This window comes from Streptococcus sp. 27098_8_186 (assembly GCF_041432055.1).
Lineage (GTDB): Bacteria > Bacillota > Bacilli > Lactobacillales > Streptococcaceae > Streptococcus > Streptococcus dentalis.
Window position 1 is genome coordinate 80,778 of sequence record NZ_JAPVYV010000003.1, and the last position, 16,838, is coordinate 97,615.

A 16,838-nucleotide genomic window follows, 5' to 3' on the forward strand; every position below is an offset into this window, starting at 1 on the left:
CACTAGTCGTATTTTTTGATGTCAAAAAAGGCTGCAATCTCTTCTTCAGTCAGTCCGATCATAGGAGAAATGGTGTGGAGATTGTCTTCTGTCAGTCGATAGACAGTCGGTTCATCAGGCTCAGCCTTCCTTTCAACAGTCCCTTCCTTGCTTCGTGCGGATTCGACTGTAGCAGAAGCGGTGGCAACGGCTGAAGAAGAGTCTTTGGTTGCCTCGCCTCCGTCCAGGTCCTTGAAGCGCTCCACCAAGTAGGTCTTGCGCGCAGTACCGGTATTTTTAGTGGCGTAATCAAAGGCGCTGTATTCTCCTAAGAGAATCAGCTTGCTCTTAGAGCGCGTGATGGCAGTATAGATCAAATTACGCTGCAACATCCGGTGGCTTTGATTGGTAATGGGCAAAATCACTACCGGAAACTCACTTCCTTGCGATTTGTGAATACTCATCGCATAGGCTAAGCGAATCTTGTACCATTCATTGCGCGGGTAGACGATTTCATTGCCATCAAATTGGATAGTCAATTCATCTTGCTTGGATTCTGTATATTTTCCTGGGAGAAGATCGGTGATGTAGCCAATATCTCCATTAAAGACATTGCTTTCTGCATCATTGACCAGATGGATGACCTTGTCTCCATCGCGGTATTGGCAGTCTGGCGTGTCAAAGACCACCTGATCTTTGACAGCTGGATTGAGAAGGTCTTGCATGAGCGTATTGATATTGTCAATGCCGGCCTGGCCCTTGTACATGGGAGCTAAGACTTGGATATCTCGATCAGGGATTTGACTGCGAAGGGCAGCAGAAGTGATTTGCTCAATCATCTTAGGGATGTGTTCGCTTCCGGCTTCGAAATAAGAGCGGTCAGCTTTTCGTTCTGTGAAATCTTGAGGAAGCTTGCCTTGGCGAATGTCTCCTGCCAGTGAGACAATGGTCGAGTCCTCACTCTGACGGAAAATATGCTCCAGTTTGGTCTGAGGGATGCTTGGGATCTGCAAGAGATCAGCCAAGACCTGACCAGGGCTGACGGAAGGTAATTGGTCGGCATCTCCCACAATCAAGAGTTTCGTATCTGTTGCAATATTGCTAAGTAATTGATTAGCCAGCCAGGTATCAACCATGGAAAATTCATCCACAATGATAAAGTCTGCATCTAGGTAGTCCTCTAAGTGGCTGGTGTCATCATCCCCAGTCATCCCCAAATGGCGGTGGATGGTGGCGCTCGGAAGTCCTGTCAGCTCATTCATGCGCCTAGCTGCCCGTCCCGTTGGGGCAGCCAAGAGGATCGGCAGGTCTTGTTTCTTCCGAAGGTCCAGCTGGTGGAGTTGGGCATAGACACTGATCATCCCATTGATAACGGTAGTCTTTCCTGTCCCAGGACCCCCGGTGAGGATAAAGACCTTGTTTTGGATAGCTTGGTGAATCGCCTCTTTTTGAATCGCATCGTAGCGAATCCCCAGATCTTTTTCAACCTCCTCAATCGCCTGGTTGATTTTCTCAGCTTCAAATGAAGCTTGCTTTCCTTTTTCTAGGAGGCGACCGATATGACTGCGAATCCCTTCCTCCGCAAAGAAGAGACTATTGTCAAAGACCTTGGTGTCCACGTTTTGGACCTTGTCTTCCTCAATGAGGCGTCCTAATTCCTGGGCGACAGTGGAAGGATCCAATTCTACTGGACGAGCGGATTCTAGGAGGTCAATGGTATAGCGCAGGAGGTCCTTGGCTTCGATATAGGTATTTCCAGTCTCGATAGAGTAGCTAAAAAGGCTGTGGATCAGACCCGCGCGGAATCGCTCAGGGGCATCACTTGCAATCCCCAATTCTTCGGCTAGTTGGTCCGCGATTTTAAAGCCCATGCCTTGGATATCTTCCACCAATCGGTAGGGCTGTTGCTCCACGATCTGGAGGGTTTCTTCTTTATAAAAATCTTGGATCTGAAAGGCCAATTTATTGGGAATGCCATAGTTGGCTAGTTGGGCGAGAATGCGCTCTGTTCCGTAATTCTGACGGAGTTTTTCTACAAAAGCCAGGCGGTTTTTCTTGGAGAGACCAGTGATATCTTCTAATTTTTCAGGGGCCTCCAGAATTTTGTCAATGGTATTGTCTCCATAGAGGTCCACGATTTTTTGAGCCGTTTTGAGCCCAATTCCTTTGAAGTGATCGCTGGAAAAATATTTCACCAAGCCCTTGCTAGAGGGTTTAGCACGTTCATAGCGACTGATTTTGAGCTGTTCTCCGTATTTAGGATGATGGACTAGCTCCCCCCAGAAAGTATAGTCTTCGCCTTCCATAATATCTGCCATAGTGCCCGTTACAATGATCTCAAAATCATCAAAGTCTTCGGCATCTGTATCGCTGATGTCGAGTAAGAGGATTCGAAAAAAACTGCTAGGATTTTCAAAAATAATACGCTCAATAGTACCAGAAAAATAATATTCCATCATTTCTTTCCTTTTTATAAAGCAAGGCTGGGACATACTTGTCTCAGCCTCAGTCTGTTGATCTATACTAATAAGTTTTGAAAGGGTAGATAGGCCATAGTCTAAAGACGGCTTGCCCTTTGATTTGTTCTTTCTTGAAGGCTCCGACCTGACGGCTATCTTTTGAAACGATCCGGTCATCTCCAAGTAAGAGGTATTCATCGTCGAGCAACTTCAAGGTAAATTTAGGATTGCCATCCTTGTCTACTGTAAAGGCTTGGGCTGTATTGGCCAATTGGCGGAAGAGTTCTCCGTTTTCTTCGAACCCTTTTCCAGTGTAGGTTGATTGCAATTTATCTTTTTTGAAACGAGCGATGTAGTCTTTCAAATAGGGCTCATTGGTCTTTTTCCCATTGATGTAGAGAGTATCGTTGTCGTACTGGATAGTATCTCCAGGAAGACCGATGACCCGCTTGACGATGTCCTTGGTTTTGCCGTCGTCGTCTTTTTCACTGGCAACGACAATGTCGAAACGATCAATCGAAAGGTGGTTGACCACAAGGAGGTACTCGCTATCAGCCAAGGTCGGATCCATCGAATGACCATCCACCTTGACCGGAGCCCAAAGGAAGACGCGTGAGGCGATGATGAGACCAACGATGATGCTGAAGAGGCCCCATTCTTTAAGGAATCTCACCACTGGTGAGCTAGATGTATGTTTTGAACTTCTTTTTGACATAACTTATCTTTCTAGTAATTTCTTTGCTTTTTCTGTGTTTTTAAAATGGAGTTTGGCACAATAATCCAGAGCTTTCATCCCGTAGGTCTGAAGCAATTTAGCAGCGACTTGGTCTGACTTCGCCCCTGCTCCACTAGGCAGATTAAAGCCCAGTTCCTTGCCCAGATCTTCCAGATTTTGAAGGAAGAGATTGCGGGCAATGATGGAACTAACCGCAACAGCTAGATACTTACCTTCTGCTTTTTCTTCCAACTCAATAGCTTGGGAGACCTGATTTTTTTCAGCTTTCACGTATTTTTGGTAGTTTTTAGCCGTCGTAAAGGCATCGATCACAATTCGCTCTGCTTGGACTCCTTTATTTAATAGAAGATAGATAGCCTGATTGTGCAGAGCGACTTTGACCGAAACAGCATTGTAGCCAGAAGCAATGACTTCATTGTACTTCTTTGGAGACAATAAGAGTGCTTGATGCTGGATGTTTTCCTCAAGGAGAGGAGCCAATTGCTGAATTTTTCGATCATCCAAGGTCTTTGAATCCCCCACACCGAGCTTTTTGAGCCAGTCGTGCTGGTCAGGTGTGACAAAGGATGCAACGACGGTGAGTCCACCAAAATAAGAGCCGTTTCCGACCTCGTCGGTTCCGATCATGGCTAGATCTTGTCGTGCAGATGAAGTAGTAGAACCTTTAGGGTTCCCAGCATCTTGCCCGAAAAAGGCCAGGTAAGGAGTAAGGTCATTGCCCTGGAGCAAGACTTTTCCAGACTTGTAGATTGAAACGGTCGCTCCCTCTAGTCGAAAGAAATAATCCATATGAGGATTCTTGCTTTGAGTGAGAGAACTTCGATAGGTATGGACAAAATCAAGGATTTGCTCCTGTGTTGGAGTGAGTGTCATACTTTCCATAACCACTATTGTACCACAAATTCAGGGAGAGAGGGAGCAAAAAGAAAGAAAGAATCCACTGGAAAATCCCTGTGAAGAGGGGCTTTGCTACTGACAAAGCTAGCCTTTTTTGGTATAATACCGTGAGGTGATTTTTATGGCGAGCTTAAATAGATATAAATTTACATTTGGAAACAAAGCGCTCACTTTAACAACCAACCATGATAATCTGTTTATGGAAGAAGTCGAACGTGTTGCGAAAGAAAAATACCAAGCAATTAAGGAACAAATGCCAGAGGCAGATGACGAAACCATCGCGATCTTATTGGCAGTAAATAGTTTGTCCATGCAGCTGAATCGCGAGATTGAGTTTGACGACAAAGAAAAAGAATTAGATGATTTTCGTCGCAAAGCTTTAGACGACTTAAAGGATAAATCATCTAAATAAGAGGAGATACATGTTAACTTTCTTAATCTTATTGATTTTGGCATGGAGTTTTTATATTGGTTATGCAAGAGGGATTATCCTCCAGTCCTATTATTTTCTAGTGACCTTAGTGGCCCTCTTGATTGCAGGCGGCAGCTACAAGGGGCTGGCCAAGGTGTTGTCTCTATGGGTTCCATTTTCGAGTCCCACCCAGCAATCAGTGAATTATTTTTATGCCAACCGCTACCTGTTTCAGTTAGATGACATCTTTTATGCAGGTTTAGCTTATGTGTTGATTTTTACGATGATCTACCTGATTGGTCGCGTGATTGGGATCTTTATGCACTTGGTACCCCAGCCAGAAAAACTGGAGGATCGCAAGTATCAAATTGGAGCGGGTGTGATTGCTGTCGTGATCACTCTCTTGGTCATCCAGATGGGCTTGACTGTCCTCTCAACGGTTCCCATGCCTTCCATCCAAAATAGACTAAATGCAAGTGGATTGATCCGCTTTATCATCCTTCATACCCCGATCAGTTCCAGTCTGTTCCACAACTTGTGGGTGACTGCGATTATCGGAGCTTAAGGAGCAAAAATGAAGAAAGAAGTGAGACAAGTCCGATTCAAGGAAGGACGCTCACTTTTTTTGTAGGAGAAACATGAATAAAAAAATATTAGATATTCTGGAGTTTGACAAGGTTAAGCAACTCTTTGAACCCTATCTACAGACAGAACAAGGGGAGATGGAGCTAGCAGCCCTTACTCCAACTGATAAAAAAGAAAGCATCGAAACGGCCTTTATGGAGCTAGAAGATATGGAGCAGATCCTCTTGGAAGAGCCTCGCTTTGCCGTATCGACGATTCAAGATGTCCGTCCAGTGGCCAAGCGTTTGGAGATGGAGGCATCCCTCAATATCGATGAATTACTAGCGTTAAAAGCTGTCCTTCGGGTGACACATGAGCTCAAGGATTTCTACGACAACTTGGAAAATGTCCGTCTGGAAAGGCTCAATCGCCTCTTTGACAACTTGGTGGATCTTCCTCGCCTACAAGGTGGGCTTCAAGCTATCAACGAAGGAGGCTTTGTCGAGTCTTTTGCCAGTGAAAAATTGGCCAAAATCCGTCGCCGAATCCAGGAAAATGAACACCAGGTCAGAGAGATTCTACAAGATCTACTGAAAAGCAAGGCCGATATGTTAGCGGATGTTGTGATTGCTAGTCGGAATGGCCGCAATGTTCTACCAGTAAAAAACACCTATCGCAACCGGATTGCAGGGGTGGTCCACGATATCTCAGCCAGCGGGAATACCGTTTATATCGAGCCTCGGGCAGTCGTCAATCTTAATGAAGAAATTGCCAACCATCGAGCCGATGAACGGTATGAAATCATTCAGATTCTGGAGGAATTATCTGACACCCTGCGCCCTCATGCAGCAGAAATTGCAAATAATGCTTGGATTATCGGTCACTTAGACTTGATCAAGGCCAAGTATCGGTTTATACGCGATTATAAAGCAGTGGTACCAGAGGTTAGTAGCAATCGCTCTATTCAGCTCTTGCAACTACGTCATCCCTTGATTGAAAATGCTGTCGCGAATGACCTGCATTTTACCGAGGACTTGACAGAAATCGTGATTACCGGTCCCAATACAGGGGGGAAAACCATCATGCTAAAAACGCTGGGACTAGCGCAAATTATGGCCCAGTCTGGTCTTCCCATTCTAGCAGATCCAGGTAGTCGTGTGGGCATCTTCTCACAGGTCTTTGCAGATATTGGAGATGAACAATCGATCGAGCAGAGCTTGTCGACCTTCTCCAGTCATATGACCAATATCGTATCTATCTTAAATCAAGTGGATACCGCCTCCTTGATCCTTCTGGATGAGTTGGGGGCTGGAACCGATCCTCAAGAGGGGGCTGGCCTTGCTATTGCTATCCTAGAAGACCTGCGTTTACGCGGGATTAAGACCATGGCGACAACCCACTATCCAGAGCTCAAGGCATATGGAATTGAGACTGCAGGGGTGCAAAATGCCAGTATGGAATTTGACACAGCAAGTCTGCGTCCTACCTATCGCTTCATGCAAGGAGTTCCTGGTCGCTCCAATGCCTTTGAGATCGCCCGCCGTTTGGGCTTGTCTGAGACCATTATCCAGGATGCCATGAAGATGACCAATACGGATAATGATGTCAATCAAATTATTGAAAAATTGGAGGCGCAGACCTTAGAAAGTCGCAAGCGCTTGGATACCATTCAAGAGGTCGAGCAAGAAAATCTTAAATTCAATCGTGCTCTTCGAAAACTCTATAACGAACTGACCCGAGAGAGAGAAACAGAGCTCAATAAGGCGAGAGAAGAGGCCAAGGAAATTGTGGACATGGCCCTCTCAGAGAGTGACCGTATCCTTCAAGGACTTCATGCTAAATCCCAGTTGAAACCACATGAAATCATTGAAGCCAAGGCTCAGTTGAAAAAACTCGCTCCTGAGACCGTTGACCTTTCTAAAAACAAGGTCTTGAAAAAAGCCAAAAAGGCGCGTGCTCCTAAGGTAGGTGATGAAATCTTGGTTATCAGCTATGGCCAACGTGGAACCCTGGTCAAGCAACTCAAAGATGGCCGCTGGGAGGCGCAAGTCGGCTTGATCAAGATGACCTTGGAAGAAAAAGAATTCAACCTTATCAAGGCTGAAAAAGAAGCAACTCAACCTAAGAAACGCCAGGTGAATGTCGTCAAACGCTCGAACACGAGTGGGCCGAGAGCGCGTCTGGACCTCCGTGGGAAACGCTATGAAGAGGCCATGCAAGAGCTAGATGGCTTTATCGATCAAGCGCTGCTCAACAACATGGCACAAGTCGATATCATCCACGGGATTGGGACGGGTGTCATCCGTGAAGGGGTGACCAAATACCTCCGCCGCAACAAACACGTCAAAAGTTTTGAATATGCCCCCCAAAATGCAGGTGGTAGCGGCGCAACCATTGTCACGTTTAAAGGATAATCGAATCCAAGCTGTTTATCAGCTAGGGTTTTTAAAATTTTATAAAATGAAAATGATTGAAAGTTGTTGAAAAGGATTCGCTTTTAAATCTGATTTTCAGTAGGTCCTCCCTTTTAAAAGTGCTATAATAGAGGCAATGAATGATTTGGGAGGATACGCATGCGTAAACGTGAAAGTGCAGATTCGTGTACAACGATTCTAGTCGGAAAAAATGCTAGCTATGATGGTTCGACCATTGTAGCACGAACAGAGGATTCTCAAAATGGCGTTTTTACGCCCAAGAAATTGATCGTGGTCAAACCGGAAGATCAACCGCGTCATTACAAGTCAGTTTTATCAACTTTTGAAATCGGCTTGCCAGATAATCCAGTTCGCTATACAGCGGTTCCAGATGCCATTCCTAAAGATGGGATCTGGGGAGAAGCTGGGATCAATGTCTATAATGTAGCCATGAGTGAGACAGAGACTATTACGACCAATAGCCGTGTGCTAGGGGCAGATCCTCTTGTAGAGAGTGGTATCGGTGAGGAAGACATGCTGACCTTGGTCTTGCCTTATGTCAAGACTGCCCGCGAAGGGGTCTTGCGTCTCGGAAAGATTTTGGAAGAGTACGGAACTTATGAGTCTAACGGGATCGCCATTTCAGATGTGAATGAAATCTGGTGGTTGGAAACCATCGGAGGTCACCACTGGATGGCGCGCCGTGTCCCTGACGATGCCTATGTGACCAACCCGAACCAACTGGGAAGTGATTATTTTGAATTTGGCAATCCCGATGAGTTTCTTTGTGACCCAGATCTTGAACATTTTGTCACAGAGCACCATTTAATTCTGGATCAAGAAGGGAAAGGTTTTAATCCACGCTATGCCTTTGGTAGCCAAAAAGACAAGGACCGTCACTACAATACACCGCGGGCTTGGGCCATCCAGCGTTTCCTCAATCCTGAAATCGAGCAGGATCCACGGAGCTTTGAGATTCCTTGGTGTCAAAAACCCTATCGCAAGGTGACGATTGAAGATGTCAAATATGTCTTGAGCAACCACTACCAAGACACTATCTACGATCCCTATGGCCCTGAAGGAGATCACGTGAGTCAGCGGACCTTCCGGACGATCGGGATCAACCGGACCAGCCAGACAGCGATTCTGCAATTGCGTCCCAATAAACCACAAGAAACTACAGGTATCCAATGGATTTCTTATGGCTCCATGCCTTATAATACAGCCGTTCCTTTCTTTACCCAAGTGGATACAACGCCAGACTACTTTGCCAATACAACGGCTAAGGTAACAACAGATTCCTTCTACTGGGCCAACCGGATTATTGCAGGACTAGCAGATCCACACTATGCTCACCATGTTGGTGATTTGGATGATTACCAAGAAACGACAATGGCCTGGGGACATGCGCGCATCAATAAAGTCGATCGTGCACTTGCAGCAGGTGAGACCGTTGATTTTGAGGCGGAAAACCAAGCTATGAGTGATCAAATCCAGGAAGCGACAGATCAACTCTTGGACAAGATTTTGCTCGATGCTAGCAACCTCATGACCAATCACTTCTCCTTGAGTGATTAAAAACTGTGTATTTTCAGGTAGTTTACAAGATATTTTCAGAAACGATTGACAAACTTTTGAAAATCGATTAAAATAGAGAAAATTACATACGACCGAATGAAGTTTGCAGGAGCGTGAGTGACTGTGAATGGACGGAACTCTGGAGAGACCAGAAATGGCACCGAAGGGGCAAGGTAGAGGATGCATCTACTCAAACTCTCAGGTAAAAGGACAGAGCGAAAGATAGGGAAAGCCCCTATTTTAAGCAGGACCAGAGTACATGTTTGACATGTGCTCTTTCTTTTTCTCTTTTCTGTCGAGCGGTCGATGAAAAAGGAGACAGAAAATGGACCATGTATTGCAGTTTTTTCAGCAGCTCGATAATCTAGTATGGGGCGCCCCGCTGTTGGTGCTCTTGGTGGGAACAGGGATCTACCTAACCCTTCGCTTGGGTTTGCTTCAAATACGCTACCTTCCAAAAGCTTTTCGCCTGATCTTTACAGAAGATGAGGGACACGGGGATATCTCGAGTTTCGGAGCCCTTGCGACAGCTCTAGCGGCTACTGTAGGGACGGGGAATATTGTAGGGGTGGCTACAGCGATTCAGACAGGTGGCCCAGGTGCCCTCTTTTGGATGTGGATGGCAGCCTTCTTTGGAATGGCGACCAAGTATGCAGAAGGGCTCTTAGCCATTCGTTATCGGACCAAGGATGACAACGGTCATATCTCGGGTGGTCCCATGTACTACATTCTTCACGGGATGGGAGAGAAGTGGCGACCGCTGGCTATTTTCTTTGCGGTTGCAGGAGTGCTGGTGGCCCTCTTTGGGATCGGAACCATGACCCAGGTTAATTCCATTACGGGATCCCTTCAGGCCAGTTTTGGAACAGCTCCAGAAGTGGCTAGTGTAGTAATTGCTCTGGTGGTTTCGACCATCATCTTTGGAGGGATTCACTGGATTTCCAAAGTCTCTGAAAAAGTGGTTCCTTTTATGGCTGCTGCCTATATCTTTGCGACTATCACGATTATTGTCTTGCATCTGGACCAATTGCTTCCAGCCTTAAAAGCAGTCTTTTCAGGTGCTTTCACAGGAACTGCAGCCATGGGAGGTTTCGCAGGAGCAACGGTCAAAATGGCTATCCAAAAAGGGGTGGCGCGTGGGGTTTTCTCTAATGAATCTGGTCTCGGATCTGCACCCATTGCAGCCGCCGCAGCGAAGACCAATGAGCCCGTCGAGCAAGGTTTGATCTCCATGACAGGAACCTTTATTGATACCATTATCATCTGTAGTTTGACAGGACTTTCACTCTTGGTTTCAGGTGAGTGGATGGCTAAGGGCAGCACTAGCACCCTGACTCAGGATACGTTTACAGGCGTCTTTGGTCCAGTCGGAGGTATCATTCTAACGCTATGCTTGGTGCTTTTTGCGACCACGACTATTCTTGGATGGTCTTATTACGGAGAGCGGTGTTTTGAATTCCTATTTGGTGTTAAACATATCAACCTCTATCGGACCTTCTTTGTTTTTATGGTTGGACTAGGAGGCTTCCTTAAGCTGGATCTGGTCTGGGTGATCGCGGATATTGTGAATGGGCTGATGGCTTTGCCCAACCTGATCGCCCTTTTAGCTCTCTCCCCTGTCATCATCAAAGAAAGCAAACAATACTTTAAGAAATAAGAAAACCCAGATCGCGAGATCTGGGTTTTCTTGTCTATTTGAGATAGGCTCATTTAATAGCGTTTTTCTTTTGGCCAGCTGCTCATTTCGGCGATGGCAGTGAAGAGTGCATCTGTCGAAGAGTTGAGGGCTGTTTCACAAGAGTCTTGGATGACCCCGATGATAAAGCCGACGCTGACGACTTGCATGGCCAAATCATTGGTGATGCCAAAGAGGCTACAAGCAACAGGGATGAGAAGGAGAGATCCTCCCGCAACTCCGGATGCTCCACAAGCAGAGATAGCCGCTACGACACTCAGGATGAGCGTCGTTCCAAAGTCAACCTGAATGTGCAAGGTATTGGCAGCAGCTAGCGTCAAAATATTGATCGTCACGGCTGCGCCTGCCATGTTTACAGTTGAACCAAGTGGAATGGAGACAGAATAGGTGTCTGGATTCAGCCCCAACTCTTCACAGAGACGCATATTGACAGGGATATTGGCTGCAGAACTTCGAGTGAAGAAGGCTGTTACCCCACTGACACGGAGGCATTTAAAAACTAGGGGATAAGGGTTCTTGCGGATCATGAAAAAGACGATCAATGGATTGATGACCAGGGCTACAAAAGCCATGGTACCAACCAAAACAAGTAAGAGAATCCCGTAGTTACTAAGGGCACTGAGTCCTTGGCCAGCGATGGTCGTGAAGACCAAGCCTAAGATCCCAAATGGAGCTAGGTTGATAATCCACTCAACGATTTTTGAAGTGATGTCTGCTAGGGTTTGCAGGAGGTCTTTACTGTGTTCACTCGCCTCTCTCATGGCAATCCCAAAGACGGTTGCCCAAGAAAGGATCCCAATGTAGTTGGCTTGCTGCAAGGCGTTGACCGGGTTGTCGACGATCTTGAGCAAGAGGTTACTGATCACTTCGCCAATCCCGTTTGGAGAGGATCCTTCAGCAGCCTTTCCAGTTAGGGTAATGGTGATAGGGAAAATGTAATTGACCAAAACAGCGACGAAGGCAGCAGCAAAGGTTCCTAGGAGATAGAGGACGATGACCTTTTTCATATTGGTCTCTGTCCCTTTTTGGTGTTGGGAGAGGGCATTTGCGACGAGCGCAAAGACCAGAAGGGGTGCGATCGCACGGAGCCCCCCAACAAAGAACTCTCCTAAGAGTCCAATGCCAGTTGCTTTCGGGAAGATAAGTGCTAGGATGACTCCAAGTACAATCCCGATTGCGATCCTTTTCATAAGGTTGGTTTTATTCCAAGTTGTAATCAATCGATGAATCATGTAGGACCTCCTTAAAAAATAATTAAGGAATATTATACGATAGTTAGGGGGGGAAAGTAATGAAATTTTCAAAAAATAGCCTTATTTCCGAATATTTGATATAATTATACTATTCTTTGGTAGAAAGGCCCGAATAAATGAGTCAAGCTTTCCAACGTTATTTCAGTAAAATAGACTGGACGAAGATTTTTGATGATCTGATATCAAAATGTATCTCTCTAATTTTTATCTTTCTCTTATTTTTTATCGCTAAAAAGGCCATCCATAGCCTGGTCAAGCGGATATTAACCCCTTCCTTTAAGTATACGGTGCAGGATGAAGCCCGTAAAAAAACGATTCTCCGTTTGGTTGAGAGCCTCTTAAACTATTGTTTGTATTTCATCTTGATCTACTGGATTTTATCGATTCTGGGTCTTCCGGTCTCTAGTCTCTTGGCTGGTGCTGGGATTGCTGGGGTGGCGATTGGGATGGGAGCCCAGGGCTTTCTTTCCGATTTGGTCAATGGTTTCTTCATCCTTTTAGAACGCCAGCTGGACGTGGGTGACAATGTTCGTCTCACGAATGGGTCTATTAATATTGCCGGCATCGTCAGCAGTGTCGGGATTCGGACGACCCAGGTACGGGACTTTGATGGGACTCTCCACTTTGTTCCGAATCGCAATATCACCGTCGTCAGCAATCTCTCACGCGGCGATATGCGCGTGCTGATCGATATTCCGCTAGACGCAAATACCGATCTCGACAAGATCTATCAGGTGATTGCTCAGGTCAATCAGTCTGAACAAGATAAACACCCAGAGGTGTTGACAGGTCCTACGATTTTAGGCCCACAGATCGAAAAAAATGGTCGTTATTCCTTCCGAATTGCTATGACTGCGCAAAATGGAACCCAGACGACTGTCTATCATACCTACTATAAACTCTACCATGATGCCTTGATGGAAGCAGGGATTAACCTACCGACAGGAAAGAACGGGATCATGTAACACAAAAAAGAGGCTGGGACAAAAGTCCTAGCCTCTCAATTGTTTTTGGATTGTCGAGCAAGACGCAGTGGTTGAGTGGGCTCTACTACGCTGATTTCATCAGCTTTTACAGCCCTACTCAACTGTGCGGAGGTGGGACGACGAAATCGAATTCTAACGAATTACCGATTTCTGTCCCACTTTCTTTTTTGGTCTATTTTAAGTGGCAGTATTTGAAATCCAGCTTTTTAATCTGGTCCCAATTTTTTCGAGCATCTGGTGGCAAGACGATGAGTTGCTTGCGCAGCATAGTCGTGATTTCAAGATTTAAGGATTCGATCGGGAGGGCAATGGCTACGGAACTTTTTGCCCTTTGGATCTTGTCCATGCAACATTCAATATGATGGCAAGCTGCGCCGGTCTGTGATTGACGGCTAGCTGCGATTTCTTGTCGCATATTGGAGAGTAATTGGACCAATTCAGACTTAAGGAATTCGATCGTATCTGATTTTTCTTGAGCTAAAAGAAACATAAGCACACCTCCTTTTGCTATAGTTTAATACTAATTTATTAAAAATGCAAGGGGGTAAAGTAAAAAAAATAAAATTTTTTTAGAAAAAGATACAGAAAAAGAGAGGGCTTACATCTCCCCACTACAGAAGGTCGAACCCCTTGTCTTAAAAATGGCTTTTCTCCCTTGGTCGGGTTGACTTGATAGAGGTCGGTAGCTACAAAAAAAACTCCGGAAACATACTGGTTTCAGGAGTTGAGAGGCTTTGACCCGAAGGTCTCAAAGAAAAATATCGATTGATTATACAAGACCTTGTGCAATCATCGCATTTGCGACATTTTCAAAGGCAGCGATGTTGGCACCTGCAAGGTAATCTTTACCAAGACCGTAAGTTTCTGCAGTTGTTTTAGCAGTGTTGAAGATGTTGGTCATGATGTCTTTCAAACGTCCGTCCACTTCTTCGCGTGTCCATGAAAGACGTTGGCTGTTTTGGCTCATTTCAAGAGCAGATACAGCAACCCCACCAGCATTAGCTGCTTTAGCAGGTCCGTAAAGGATACCATTTTCTTTGTATACGTTGATGGCATCGATGTTACTTGGCATGTTTGCTCCTTCAGAGACAACTTTCACACCTTGAGCGACCAAACGTTTTGCAGCATCGCCATCGATTTCATTTTGAGTTGCACATGGAAGAGCGATGTCATAGTTACCAGCATAAGTCCATACAGAACCTTCGTAGTAAGTAGCAGTTGGTTTTTCAGCAGCGTATTCAGTCAAACGTGCACGACGTTTTTCTTTGACGTCTGTAAGAAGGTCGAAGTCAATACCGTTTTCGTCGATCACGTAACCGTTTGAGTCAGATACAGAGATAACAGTTGCACCAAGTTCAGTTGCTTTTTGAAGAGCGTATTGAGCAACGTTACCAGAACCTGAGATCACGACTTTCTTACCAGCAAAGCTGTCGCCGTTTGCTTTGAGCATTTCTTCAGTGTAGTAAACCAAACCATAACCAGTTGCTTCTGGACGGATCAAGCTACCACCGAAACCAAGAGGTTTACCAGTCAAGACACCAGCATCAAATTGGCGAAGGCGTTTGTATTGACCGTAAAGGTATCCGATTTCACGTCCACCAACCCCGATATCACCAGCTGGGACATCAAGAGAAGGACCGATATGTTTTTGCAATTCCGTCATGAAGCTTTGGCAGAAACGCATCACTTCAGCGTCTGTTTTTCCTTTAGGATCGAAGTCAGATCCACCTTTACCACCACCGATAGGAAGACCAGTCAAGACGTTTTTGAAGATTTGTTCGAAACCGAGGAATTTTAAGATCCCTTGGTTAACAGTTGGGTGGAAACGAAGACCACCTTTGTAAGGACCTACAGCAGAGTTGAATTGAACACGGTAACCACGGTTTACTTGGATGTTTCCTTCACGGTCAACCCAAGGAACACGGAAAGAAATTACGCGTTCAGGTTCTGTAATACGAGCCAAAATGTTTTCTTCGATGTATTCAGGATGTTTTTCAAAAACAGGTTCCAAAGTGCTGAGGAACTCTTCAACAGCTTGAAGGAATTCAGCTTCGTGGCCATTACGAGCTTTTACAGTTTCGAAGGTGCTTTGGATATATTCTTTAGCAGTTGTCATGTTAATTCTCCTTTGTGAATGAAACGAAAACCAGCAAACCCGCTAGGGGAGTGGTTTTGAGACAGTTGACAAACAATGTCATGTTTTTTTACATGGATCATTATAGCAGACTTTTTTTGGCTTGTAAAGAAAAAAGTTGAATTTTCTGAAAATTTTATCACTAGTAGGAAAGTCCGAATGTTTGGAAGAATTTTTAGCTTTGATTGTCCGGAAGCTTCCAAGTGATGGTATAATGAAAGAAGAAAATAGAGAGCATCCCGAACGATTCTGTTGGTGGTGTTTCAAAAAAGGAGTACAAGATGGTATCGACAAAGACGCAAATTGCTGGTTTTGAATTTGACAACTGCTTGATGAATGCGGCAGGTGTAGCCTGTATGACCACTGAGGAATTAGAAGAAGTGAAGAACTCAGCTGCTGGGACCTTTGTGACCAAGACAGCGACCTTAGAATTCCGTGCTGGTAATCCAGAGCCACGCTACCAAGATGTGCCGCTTGGTTCGATCAATTCGATGGGGCTACCTAACCAAGGGTTGGACTATTATTTGAATTACTTATTAGAGTTGCAAGAAACGGATCCTGACCGGACTTTCTTCTTATCTCTCGTCGGCATGTCTCCTGAAGAGACCCATACCATCTTGAAAAAGGTGCAAGACAGTGACTTTAAAGGTTTGACAGAATTGAACCTATCTTGCCCCAATGTCCCTGGGAAACCTCAGATCGCCTATGATTTTGATACGACAGATCGGATCTTGTCTGAGGCCTTTGCCTATTTCACCAAACCTCTAGGGATCAAGTTGCCACCTTATTTTGATATCGTTCATTTTGATCAAGCAGCAGCGATCTTTAACAAATACCCGCTCAAGTTTGTCAACTGCGTCAACTCAATCGGAAATGGCCTCTACATTGAGGATGAATCCGTGGTGATCCGTCCGAAGAACGGATTTGGTGGGATTGGTGGTGAATACATCAAACCAACGGCACTCGCCAATGTCCATGCCTTTTACCAACGTCTGAATCCAGAAATTCAGATTGTGGGGACTGGGGGAGTCTTGACTGGTCGCGATGCCTTTGAGCATATCCTTTGTGGGGCTAGTATGGTGCAAATCGGAACGACGTTGCATAAAGAAGGAGTAGGAGCTTTTGAACGCATCACTGCGGAGCTCATAGTCATCATGGAAGAAAAAGGATATCAAAGTCTGGAAGACTTCCGTGGGAAATTGCACTACATTGACTAATCATTCGAAAAGAACTTCCTCAAGTGGAAACTTGGGGAAGTTTTTTATGGTTTCTCGTCAAGAGAGAACATTCTGTTCCTAGTTTTAGGAATTTTCTATTTTTATAGAGAGAAAAAGGTGTACAATGGAGGTGCAAAGGAAGGTGATTTCTATGGAAGAAAGGGACGTGATTCAAGAGGCAAGGACCAAGATCACCCTTCTTCAAACAGCCTTTTCTAAAGGATTCACTCCCAGTCCAGATGCCCTTCGATTTCGAGAAAATCTAGATCAGATGTTGAAAGGTTTACGAAAGGCTAGGCGGGTAGACAATCGTCTGTTGATTGAGATGGAAAAGTTTTATCAGACCGCCAGTCTATTGATTGGTCTGGGTGGGCTAGCTTTGAACGAAGAGGCCTTTCAAGCTTGGCGAGCTTATGATCACTGGCATTACGAGGTTGTGAAGCCTCAGTTACAGGTCTATGGACCGACGGTAGTTTTATAGTTGATGTGCCTTGAGTTTGTCTACAGATATTC

At 45.3% G+C, this 16,838-nt stretch carries 14 protein-coding genes and 1 riboswitch; of the genes, 8 read left to right on the top strand and 6 right to left on the bottom strand.

Annotated features, from left to right (window positions below; genetic code table 11):
* Nucleotides 1-2: 2 nt before the first annotated feature.
* From O3602_RS04605 to rnhC, 3 genes are all read right to left on the bottom strand, one after another.
* Nucleotides 3-2,435 carry an ATP-dependent RecD-like DNA helicase gene (locus tag O3602_RS04605; protein ID WP_371611274.1) on the bottom strand — a complete coding sequence of 811 codons (2,433 nt, stop codon included), beginning with the start codon at nt 2,433-2,435 and terminating at the stop codon, nt 3-5.
* A gap of 67 nt (nt 2,436-2,502) precedes the next feature.
* Nucleotides 2,503-3,153, bottom strand: a complete 651-nt coding sequence (lepB, locus tag O3602_RS04610; RefSeq protein ID WP_003013305.1) for a signal peptidase I — start codon at nt 3,151-3,153, stop codon at nt 2,503-2,505.
* A 3-nt stretch (nt 3,154-3,156) separates the two neighbouring features.
* Nucleotides 3,157-4,056, bottom strand: a complete 900-nt coding sequence (rnhC, locus tag O3602_RS04615; RefSeq protein WP_155128154.1) for a ribonuclease HIII — start codon at nt 4,054-4,056, stop codon at nt 3,157-3,159.
* 136 nt (nt 4,057-4,192) lie between these two features.
* On the opposite strand from rnhC, the gene O3602_RS04620 reads away from it, so the two are divergent.
* From O3602_RS04620 to O3602_RS04640, 5 genes are all read left to right on the top strand, one after another.
* Nucleotides 4,193-4,483 (top strand): hypothetical protein, encoded by a 291-nt coding sequence (locus tag O3602_RS04620; protein WP_003005477.1) that lies wholly within the window; start codon nt 4,193-4,195, stop codon nt 4,481-4,483.
* A gap of 10 nt (nt 4,484-4,493) precedes the next feature.
* Nucleotides 4,494-5,048: a CvpA family protein gene (locus O3602_RS04625; protein WP_003013253.1), complete on the top strand. Its 555-nt coding sequence runs from the start codon at nt 4,494-4,496 to the stop codon at nt 5,046-5,048.
* A 73-nt stretch (nt 5,049-5,121) separates the two neighbouring features.
* Nucleotides 5,122-7,461, top strand: coding sequence for an endonuclease MutS2 (locus O3602_RS04630; RefSeq protein ID WP_371611237.1), 2,340 nt, complete (start codon nt 5,122-5,124; stop codon nt 7,459-7,461).
* A gap of 159 nt (nt 7,462-7,620) precedes the next feature.
* Nucleotides 7,621-9,039, top strand: coding sequence for a C69 family dipeptidase (locus O3602_RS04635; protein ID WP_003013357.1), 1,419 nt, complete (start codon nt 7,621-7,623; stop codon nt 9,037-9,039).
* Nucleotides 9,040-9,168: 129 nt separating this feature from the next.
* Nucleotides 9,169-9,263: riboswitch (glycine riboswitch) on the top strand.
* A 101-nt stretch (nt 9,264-9,364) separates the two neighbouring features.
* Complete coding sequence (locus O3602_RS04640) at nt 9,365-10,696, top strand: sodium:alanine symporter family protein (protein WP_049488984.1); 1,332 nt, start codon at nt 9,365-9,367, stop codon at nt 10,694-10,696.
* 53 nt (nt 10,697-10,749) lie between these two features.
* Here O3602_RS04640 and sstT read toward each other — a convergent pair whose 3' ends face one another.
* Nucleotides 10,750-11,967: a serine/threonine transporter SstT gene (sstT, locus tag O3602_RS04645; RefSeq protein ID WP_371611238.1), complete on the bottom strand. Its 1,218-nt coding sequence runs from the start codon at nt 11,965-11,967 to the stop codon at nt 10,750-10,752.
* Between the two features lie 137 nt (nt 11,968-12,104).
* Here sstT and O3602_RS04650 point away from each other — a divergent pair, with 137 nt between their 5' ends.
* Nucleotides 12,105-12,953: a mechanosensitive ion channel family protein gene (locus O3602_RS04650; RefSeq protein WP_003013106.1), complete on the top strand. Its 849-nt coding sequence runs from the start codon at nt 12,105-12,107 to the stop codon at nt 12,951-12,953.
* A 193-nt stretch (nt 12,954-13,146) separates the two neighbouring features.
* On the opposite strand, the gene O3602_RS04655 is transcribed toward O3602_RS04650, so the two are convergent.
* Nucleotides 13,147-13,464 carry a hypothetical protein gene (locus tag O3602_RS04655; RefSeq protein ID WP_003013440.1) on the bottom strand — a complete coding sequence of 106 codons (318 nt, stop codon included), beginning with the start codon at nt 13,462-13,464 and terminating at the stop codon, nt 13,147-13,149.
* A gap of 279 nt (nt 13,465-13,743) precedes the next feature.
* Nucleotides 13,744-15,090: an NADP-specific glutamate dehydrogenase gene (gene gdhA / locus O3602_RS04660; RefSeq protein WP_003004977.1), complete on the bottom strand. Its 1,347-nt coding sequence runs from the start codon at nt 15,088-15,090 to the stop codon at nt 13,744-13,746.
* Between the two features lie 299 nt (nt 15,091-15,389).
* Here gdhA and O3602_RS04665 point away from each other — a divergent pair, with 299 nt between their 5' ends.
* Together O3602_RS04665 and O3602_RS04670 are read left to right on the top strand one after the other, a co-directional pair.
* The gene (locus O3602_RS04665; RefSeq protein WP_371611239.1) at nt 15,390-16,325 is read left to right on the top strand and encodes a dihydroorotate oxidase; all 936 of its coding nucleotides are present in this window, start codon (nt 15,390-15,392) and stop codon (nt 16,323-16,325) included.
* Between the two features lie 124 nt (nt 16,326-16,449).
* Nucleotides 16,450-16,806, top strand: coding sequence for a helicase BlpT (locus tag O3602_RS04670; RefSeq protein ID WP_151378950.1), 357 nt, complete (start codon nt 16,450-16,452; stop codon nt 16,804-16,806).
* Nucleotides 16,807-16,838: the final 32 nt, after the last annotated feature.

What these genes read in the sequence shown, in the direction of transcription:
- O3602_RS04605 (WP_371611274.1), bottom strand. Translation starts at nt 2,435, where the DNA reads ATGGAATATTATTTTTCTGGTACTATTGAGCGTATTATTTTTGAAAAT.
- lepB (WP_003013305.1), bottom strand. Translation starts at nt 3,153, where the DNA reads ATGTCAAAAAGAAGTTCAAAACATACATCTAGCTCACCAGTGGTGAGA.
- rnhC (WP_155128154.1), bottom strand. Translation starts at nt 4,056, where the DNA reads ATGGAAAGTATGACACTCACTCCAACACAGGAGCAAATCCTTGATTTT.
- O3602_RS04620 (WP_003005477.1), top strand. Translation starts at nt 4,193, where the DNA reads ATGGCGAGCTTAAATAGATATAAATTTACATTTGGAAACAAAGCGCTC.
- O3602_RS04625 (WP_003013253.1), top strand. Translation starts at nt 4,494, where the DNA reads ATGTTAACTTTCTTAATCTTATTGATTTTGGCATGGAGTTTTTATATT.
- O3602_RS04630 (WP_371611237.1), top strand. Translation starts at nt 5,122, where the DNA reads ATGAATAAAAAAATATTAGATATTCTGGAGTTTGACAAGGTTAAGCAA.
- O3602_RS04635 (WP_003013357.1), top strand. Translation starts at nt 7,621, where the DNA reads ATGCGTAAACGTGAAAGTGCAGATTCGTGTACAACGATTCTAGTCGGA.
- O3602_RS04640 (WP_049488984.1), top strand. Translation starts at nt 9,365, where the DNA reads ATGGACCATGTATTGCAGTTTTTTCAGCAGCTCGATAATCTAGTATGG.
- sstT (WP_371611238.1), bottom strand. Translation starts at nt 11,967, where the DNA reads ATGATTCATCGATTGATTACAACTTGGAATAAAACCAACCTTATGAAA.
- O3602_RS04650 (WP_003013106.1), top strand. Translation starts at nt 12,105, where the DNA reads ATGAGTCAAGCTTTCCAACGTTATTTCAGTAAAATAGACTGGACGAAG.
- O3602_RS04655 (WP_003013440.1), bottom strand. Translation starts at nt 13,464, where the DNA reads ATGTTTCTTTTAGCTCAAGAAAAATCAGATACGATCGAATTCCTTAAG.
- gdhA (WP_003004977.1), bottom strand. Translation starts at nt 15,090, where the DNA reads ATGACAACTGCTAAAGAATATATCCAAAGCACCTTCGAAACTGTAAAA.
- O3602_RS04665 (WP_371611239.1), top strand. Translation starts at nt 15,390, where the DNA reads ATGGTATCGACAAAGACGCAAATTGCTGGTTTTGAATTTGACAACTGC.
- O3602_RS04670 (WP_151378950.1), top strand. Translation starts at nt 16,450, where the DNA reads ATGGAGGTGCAAAGGAAGGTGATTTCTATGGAAGAAAGGGACGTGATT.